This is a genomic window from Caballeronia catudaia, assembly GCF_001544755.2.
In the GTDB taxonomy this organism is placed as follows: Bacteria; Pseudomonadota; Gammaproteobacteria; order Burkholderiales; family Burkholderiaceae; genus Caballeronia; species Caballeronia catudaia.
The window spans coordinates 1-6,876 of record NZ_FCOF02000094.1; the positions used below are offsets into that span (position 1 = coordinate 1).

At 59.5% G+C, this 6,876-nt stretch carries 11 protein-coding genes; 1 reads left to right on the plus strand and 10 read right to left on the minus strand.

Annotated elements, in window-relative coordinates; all coding sequences use genetic code 11:
- Positions 1–248: 248 nt before the first annotated feature.
- Positions 249–566: a hypothetical protein gene (locus AWB75_RS38320; RefSeq protein ID WP_061128646.1), complete on the minus strand. Its 318-nt coding sequence runs from the start codon at positions 564–566 to the stop codon at positions 249–251.
- Positions 563–1,240 (minus strand): ParA family protein, encoded by a 678-nt coding sequence (locus AWB75_RS35735; RefSeq protein WP_159462850.1) that lies wholly within the window; start codon positions 1,238–1,240, stop codon positions 563–565. Before AWB75_RS35735 ends, AWB75_RS38320 begins: the two co-directional genes overlap by 4 nt.
- 452 nt (positions 1,241–1,692) lie before the next feature.
- Between AWB75_RS35735 and AWB75_RS35740 the strand changes: the two genes are divergently transcribed.
- The gene (locus AWB75_RS35740; RefSeq protein WP_061128648.1) at positions 1,693–2,202 is read left to right on the plus strand and encodes a helix-turn-helix domain-containing protein; all 510 of its coding nucleotides are present in this window, start codon (positions 1,693–1,695) and stop codon (positions 2,200–2,202) included.
- Between the two features lie 181 nt (positions 2,203–2,383).
- On the opposite strand, the gene AWB75_RS35745 is transcribed toward AWB75_RS35740, so the two are convergent.
- The 8 genes from AWB75_RS35745 to AWB75_RS35775 all read right to left on the minus strand — a co-directional run bounded on the left by AWB75_RS35745 (position 2,384) and on the right by AWB75_RS35775 (position 6,772).
- On the minus strand, positions 2,384–2,959 hold the full coding sequence (locus AWB75_RS35745) for a recombinase family protein (RefSeq protein WP_061128649.1): 576 nt from the start codon (positions 2,957–2,959) through the stop codon (positions 2,384–2,386).
- A gap of 157 nt (positions 2,960–3,116) precedes the next feature.
- The gene (locus AWB75_RS35750; RefSeq protein ID WP_143746665.1) at positions 3,117–3,404 is read right to left on the minus strand and encodes a trypco2 family protein; all 288 of its coding nucleotides are present in this window, start codon (positions 3,402–3,404) and stop codon (positions 3,117–3,119) included.
- A 692-nt stretch (positions 3,405–4,096) separates the two neighbouring features.
- A complete protein-coding gene (locus tag AWB75_RS37945; protein ID WP_159462851.1) occupies positions 4,097–4,270 on the minus strand; it encodes a hypothetical protein in 174 nt (57 codons plus the stop codon).
- Entirely contained in the window at positions 4,267–4,551 is a 285-nt protein-coding gene (locus AWB75_RS35755) for a hypothetical protein (RefSeq protein WP_143746667.1), read from the minus strand. Before AWB75_RS35755 ends, AWB75_RS37945 begins: the two co-directional genes overlap by 4 nt.
- 52 nt (positions 4,552–4,603) lie before the next feature.
- On the minus strand, positions 4,604–5,179 hold the full coding sequence (locus AWB75_RS35760; RefSeq protein ID WP_061128652.1) for a hypothetical protein: 576 nt from the start codon (positions 5,177–5,179) through the stop codon (positions 4,604–4,606).
- Positions 5,180–5,303: 124 nt separating this feature from the next.
- On the minus strand, positions 5,304–6,200 hold the full coding sequence (locus AWB75_RS35765) for a plasmid recombination protein (RefSeq protein WP_159462852.1): 897 nt from the start codon (positions 6,198–6,200) through the stop codon (positions 5,304–5,306).
- Between the two features lie 14 nt (positions 6,201–6,214).
- Positions 6,215–6,553, minus strand: a complete 339-nt coding sequence (locus tag AWB75_RS35770; RefSeq protein WP_087087189.1) for a helix-turn-helix domain-containing protein — start codon at positions 6,551–6,553, stop codon at positions 6,215–6,217.
- A gap of 9 nt (positions 6,554–6,562) precedes the next feature.
- On the minus strand, positions 6,563–6,772 hold the full coding sequence (locus AWB75_RS35775) for a helix-turn-helix transcriptional regulator (protein WP_061128654.1): 210 nt from the start codon (positions 6,770–6,772) through the stop codon (positions 6,563–6,565).
- Positions 6,773–6,876 lie beyond the last annotated feature (104 nt).

The window sequence follows — 6,876 nt, forward strand, 5'->3', positions numbered from 1 at the left end:
ACCACCTGATACAGCTTCTGTACTATGGTCATATACCGATTAGGTAGATTCCCTAAAAGTACATAGGCACCAAAAAAACCCGCAATCTGGCGTTCAGATTTGCGGGCGCTTCGCGTTCTCTTTCGAGAATTGGTAGAATTGTAATCGAACGCGATTGGTCGTGTCAACACTTTCGTAGACGCAAGCCTACTTTTCGGTACTTACCTGCTTATCCGCGTACCTACTTGTACGCTTACCAGCTTAGGTACTTACAGATTCGATTCGATCAAATGCTCGATCATCTCACCGATTGTCGTGCGCTGGGTTGCGGCGGCGATCTTCAGTTTGAGGTGCAGTTCGGCGCGAATATTGGCCGTGAGTCTCACGTCCCCCTCTGGCACCTGCCCTGAGAGCGATTTTGCGAGCGCTGGCGCCTTTCCTCGCGCCTTCCTATGGGTCGGCACGGGTTTCCCTTTGGAAGCGGTTTGTGCGGCCTTCTGATCGCCTTTGGCGAACGCTAGTGCGGCGTCGGCGTGAGTGCCGAGTGTCGGCTTGGAAACTTGCGCGGTGCGCTTTCTGGTACTCATGCGATTTTCATCCTCAGGATTTTTCCGATTTCGACGCATAGGGCGCCCAGCTCGTCACGCGCCGCTCGGTCGGACCATTCCGCGACGGTCAGCCCTTCCGCGAGCGCATCGCTATATGCCACGCGAAAGCCGAGGCGCGTTTGTAGAGCTTTGATGGGCAACTGATCTTTAACGGCTTCGGGCAACTCCTTCGCGGCGGTCGTGCCCGCGCGATAGCGATTCCAGACGATGCGTGCGTCGATGGTCTTGCCGACGCGCTTGCCGGCCTCGCGCGCCTCTTCAATGGTGCGCATCAGATCCGAGGTAGCCCATATTTCGGCGGCGCTGGTGCCAAGCGGGATCAAACACACGTCGCTCAGGATCAGGGCGGCGCGGGTCGTCTCTGCGATGCGCGGCGGCCCATCGATAACGATCACGTCGCACTTCTCCGCAAGCGTTCGCGCGGCTTTGACTAGGGTTTCGTGGTCGGTGGACGTCTCAACAGTGAGGTTTGCGGTCGGTCGGTTCTGTTCCCGCATTGCGGCCCATGACGCGGCGGTACCCTGCGGCATGTCGGCGTCGATAAGCGCCACTTTGCGACCGCTCGCGGCGATTGCGCCGGCCAGGTTGGTCGCGAGCGTCGAGCGGCCCGCGCCGCCTTTCACCTGGACAACTCCGATGATTCTTGCCGTCACCGTCCGCTCCGAGGTAAGTATGTATGCGTGGTAAGCAGAATCTTACCGTAGGGCGGCGCGTATTGGTCGATCCCGCGTTCCCATTGACAAGCCGGGATAACGCGCTGCGTTACCCCAACTTGCCAACAGGAGCCCTTCGCGACCTTTGCCTTCGGCCTGACGCGCTCCGCTTGCCCTGATGAGAAAAACTGCAACCTTCAACCGATCGCTACGGCGCCGGTTTCAGTTGGCGAGGGCTCGTGTAAACCTACATATAAGAGCTTGTCGAGCCAAAAATCTCTGTGAAGCCCGCCAGTAAAGGCGTTAGGCGATTTGAAAGCATGCAACCCATTGCATGTAGGTCTGCAATCCATTGCATGTTGTCGGGTCGGCGATGCGGTTTAGTTGCATGTTAATGTGCAATGAATTGCATAGGTTATACTGCATATCGGCTGCAACTAGAACAGATACCTATGAAATCCAAAGCAGTGGTTATCACGCTTGATGACGAGCCGAGCACGTTCGGCTGGCTTCAGATCGAGAAGAGCGCTCTGCACGAGCTCCAACGGCTCGCCATCAAGTCGCCGTCGGCTATGGCGACGCTGATGTTCCTAACGCGGAGCATGACGCGCACGAACGCGCTCGCCGTTTCTCAGAGCGTTATCGCGCAGAAGGTAGGTATCAGCATTCGATCCGTAGCCGCGGCGGTCAAAACGCTTGAGAAGCATCGGTTTATCGAAGTCGCCAAGGTCGGCAATATGGCTGTGTACAACATCAACACACGGCTTGCTTGGCAGGGCAATCGAGGCGAACGCCATGCTCATTTTGTCGCCGACATTATCGCGGTCGAGTCGGAGCAATCGCCGGAACTGTTCGAAGATTTTAAGCTGAAGAAGGTGCCGCAGCCGAAGCCGAACGAGCGGTTTCTGGTCGGCAACGAGCCAATCGACCCGCCCGACCAAGGCGAGATGGAACTGCCCTGAGCCGAGCGCACAACTCTCGCCGATCGAGTGAGGGTATTTTTGTCCCCTATAGGGGACCGCAGCGCGCCGCCCTTTTTTAGCGATAAGCGGACAAGCAGACAAGCGACAAACAGTCAGAAACGCACAAAAACCCGCACTCGGCGGGCTTCTTCGTATGCGCGGCGTCGGTTAGCAAATGCCCTTATCCGTTCTGTAATGCCGCTTTCAAATATTGATACAGCGTTTCGCGGCTGATTCCGAAGTCTCGCGCCACGACTGCCTTTGCATCGCCCGCAGCAACGCGCGCCCTCATGCTGGCAACCTGCTCGGCGGTCAACTTCGCCTTGCCGCCCTTGTAGACGCCTTTCTCTTTCGCTACCGCGATTCCTTCGCGCTGACGCTCACGGATCATTGAGCGCTCGAACTGCGCGAACCCGGCAAGCATGGTCATCATCAGCTCGGCCATCGGGTCGGCGGCGCTGCCGCTGAACGTCAGGCGCTCTTTCACGAACTCGACGGACACATGCTTGGCGTTCAGCTCGCGGACGAGGCGAAGCAAGTCTTCGGTATTGCGCGCAAGGCGATCCATCGAATGAACGACCAGCGTGTCACCGTCGCGCACGTACTTGATTGCCTCTTGCAGCGCCGGGCGGTGCGTGTCTTTGCCGCTCGCCTTGTCCTCGAATACGCGGTCAAGCTCGATGCCGTCGAGTTGCCGGCCGGTGTTTTGGTCGACGGTCGAAACCCGCTTGTATCCGACGCGCTGATGCTTGCTCATTTCCGCCCCTTGCCGTTTATTAAAGTGTCAGGACGAAGTCTAGACCCTGACACGATGTAGTGTCAAGTGATTATTTTCAACCCTGATCTGACACATTTGCGCACGCATCTGACAGTCAGGTCTAGGTACACCTCAGCCTGACAATCGTTGCGCGGAATTACTGAGGGCAGTCTGGGTTGGGAGAGGTGATCATGATGCGGCTACTACCTTCAAGCGGCATGAATTTCATTGACACCTTGTGTACCTGCTGAGCCTTGGCATCAGTGCCCAGTTCTACGACATACAGTTTCATTTTCGCGTTTGCATCGAAATCAACGGCAAAGCTAACTTCCAGAGTGACCTCGCCCAGCGCGTAGAAAGGGTCACCGGACCTCCTTTCTTGAGCCTCAATCAGTTCCGCTTTGACCTGATGAATGAAATCGGGGATTGATATATGTCCTTTCATGACACGCTCCCAGGTTAGCAATAACGCATGGTTACACCCAATCTGACACGCTCCCCGGACGGCCGACGCCCGAAAAAAGCGCAGCCACAAAAGAGGCGCGCTACGGCCCACGCTTCGAAAGTAGCTGTCGATAGGGGCTGGCGGCGCGGGGGGCGTGGCGGGCCTGTATCCACACGAAAAGTGCATTGAACCAAGTTGCGCTTCCAGGCCGCCAGATCGCATCTATCTATGCGCCGATAGGCGAATATGCCTAAGCAAGTTCTCTGCCGATGCCCCGACTTCGCAATGACGGACCGATTGTGACCCTGTCACGCGTGACACGTCCGGGACGTCACGCATTCGCGCGTCGATGCGATCGCATAGCGTTCGCAGTGCGGGCGAAGTGCGACGGCTCGCGCGCGCGTCATGGCGCTGTTTCAGGCAGCACAAAAGCTAATGGATAGCTGACGAAAGCTATAGCTTTTCGTCGGCGTGGCGGCGCGAGAAACCAACTGGGTTTTTTCCAGAAACCAACTGGGTTATTTTGGGTTTTGCTTACCTACTTACCTGCGTACCTGCTTACGCGCGCGCGTTATGGGCTGTCTTTGCAAACCGTCACTGTCTTTGCAAACTGCCGCGCCAATAAAAAAACGGGCGGTCACGTTGCCGAACGCGCCGCCCCAAAAACCCAAACCACCACCTTGCTTTTCGTTTCAGCCCGCGTACTGGTTCGCGTAGCTCACAAACGACTTCCACGGATCGGCCCCGAGCGCCTTGCGCGTCTCGAACCATCGATCAAAATCTGCGAGCACCCGTTCCGGCAGCCGGTAGCGAGCGACGAACTCGACCATTTCTGCGGTCACATTCGGCATCGCGGGCGCGTTCATGTGCACCTCGCCAGATAGCCCGCGCGCTCCGCCTGATATTCGGCGTCGCTCATCTCAAGCGCGCTCTGGCGGGCCTTCACATGCGGCGCCGGCGTCCTGCTCGTGTTGCTCGTCGACGTCGCGCCATCGATCTGCGCGGTCGATGCCTGCGGGGCTTCGCTCTCGGGCTGCGGCGCCTTCCCTTTGCGGAGCGCTTCGGCATCGGCCAAGAATGCCGCCTTGGCCTCGTGGTAGTCGCCGGGCGTCATCGCGAGCGTTTCGGCCTTGGTTCGGTTCGTCATGCGTGTCTCCAAGTTGCTCGCCACCGAGCATGGCAGGGCGGCGAGCCGATTGTTAGGCGGTCACCCAAACCTTTTCGCCGTTCAGCGTTCCGGCGACTTCCGGGAGCGCCGTCCAGTTCATGCCGAGCGTGCCCGTCCAGTCGACGGCAAGCGATCCACCTCCGTTACCCTTGATGGCCGCATGCAGTCGGAGAACAGCCGGAGCAATCGCCGGAAGAATCACGTCGCGATACTCCGCGATCGCGTCAGCGAGTTCCGCTTGCACGACTTCATTCTCGACGCTACCCGCGAAGCGCTCACCGCCTTCGGCGAGGCGCTGAAGTTCCGGCAGAGTTCCGGCAACGCGATCCGCTTCCGCCTCGTGATGCGCCGCGAGCGCTTCGTGATCGGCGATGCTGTCGCGCAGTTCAGCGCGAGTCACCTGGTCAGCGCCGTTGCGCACCGCATTCGCGAAGTCGACGCGGGCGGCTTTCGCCTTGTCACCATGCGCGGCGGCTTCGTTCCGGTGGTCCGCGGCCTTGTTCATCGCATCCGCGTGATTCGTGCGGCACTCGGCGGCGATCTTTTGCGCTTCGGCCAGCTTGTTTTGCGCGGCTTCGAGAGCGGCGGCGGTTACAGTTTTCGTCATCTTCAATCCTTCGTTCGTTGTGCCCGTTTGGGCTGTCTATTCGGTTCTAAAAACGACGTCGGAAGAGAGAACGCTACAGAGCCTAGCGTTTGCCCTTTCGGACGTCGGTCGTATGGGGTCCGGTTTAGGCTGTCGCGACGGCCTCCGAATGGCAAACGCTATAGCGATTGTTCCGCTCTGCCTTTTGGGGGCGCGTCATGATCCCGGCGAAGGTGCGCGACCTTGGTGTGGTCGCCTCGTGCACGTCGACGCCGAACGCTATAGCGATTGCTTCGAGACTCCCATCGATCGCGCGCAGAAGCGCAGCACGTCGCGCCGGCTCGCGCGCAGTGTCGGGATTGCTCAGAATCTGGTCGAGCAGGTCGACCGCCACCTGGCCGCGCGTCGCCGCCTCGATCCGCTTCGGCGCTTGCTTCAGCCCATACCGCGCGCCGACCTCGCGGTTGAAATCGCATTGCATGCGTTGCAGCCGTTCGCGATCCCCGATCAGGTCACGCCCGCTCATCTGCCCGGCGCCGGTCGTCGGCAAGAAAAGAACGTGCGCGTGCGGCGTGGACTCGTCTCGATGGACGACCGCCGACAGCAGGAGCGCACCGAAGTACCCGCGCGCCCATGCCAAGACGTCGCCGAAGAACGCCCGGTCATCAATCGTCGAGCCGACCGGCAGGCTAACGACCAGCTCGACCGCGTGCGCCGCGTCTTTTCGCAAAACCTTCGCGCCATTCAGCGGAGCGCCGCCCGGTAGTTTCGCGGCCTTGTCGCTCGTCAGTACCCGACCTTCCGCGACCGCTACGCCGCAATCGTCCATCAGAGAAACCGCCAGAGCGGCAACGCCGGCCGCATCGCGAGGACCGCAAAGCACCTCGTTGAGATGCGAGCGCCGCGCATCAATGCGGCTGTCATCGGCGCCCATTTCCGCCTGTAGTTCGCGCAGGTTATGCCGCGCCGCCCCGAGCACGGTGCAACTTTTCCGCGTCGCGGTTTGCGTCGACCATTGCTTGATCGGCTTGAGTCGCAGCACCTGAAAATGCTCACTCATGCCGAACCCCCGACCGGCACGTCGAATAGGTCAATCTGCGCGTCAGGCATCAAGACATACATCGCCACGACGTGATCGTTTCCGGCTTCGGTTTGGCGAGAAACCCGCTCCGTTACGATCGTCTTTCCGAGCCGATGGCGCAGTTCGTGAATGCGCGCGGCCGGCATCATGATGTCCAGGTCGCGGCGCGCTTCGAGCGTCGTCACTGGCGCGATTTCAAGCGCTGCGAGCAGCCTTGCTCTTTGCGCATCGGCGCTGTTACACTGCTTGCCGGTCGTCGTACCTTGGGTCGCGCTCTTGCAGGAGCTGCGGCCCGTTTCATTTTTGGTCGTCATAGTCCCTCGTTACGCCCCTTCCAGTCCGTCAATCCACGCTTGGATAGACGACCCCTTCCACGCCACCGCGCGCCCGCCGATGCGAACCGGCTTGGGAAAGGTCCCCTGCGACATCGCCAAGTAAATCGCGCCCTTCCGCTTGCGCGTCACCGCCTCGACTTCCGGCAGCCGCATCAGCGCCGGCAGGACCGCTGCGCTCGACTCTTTCGTATTCCCCATCTCAAACGCTCCCGTAAAAACCCCTTGACCACCTGATACAGCTTCTGTACTATGGTCATATACCGATTAGGTAGATTCCCTAAAAGTACATAGGCACCAAAAAA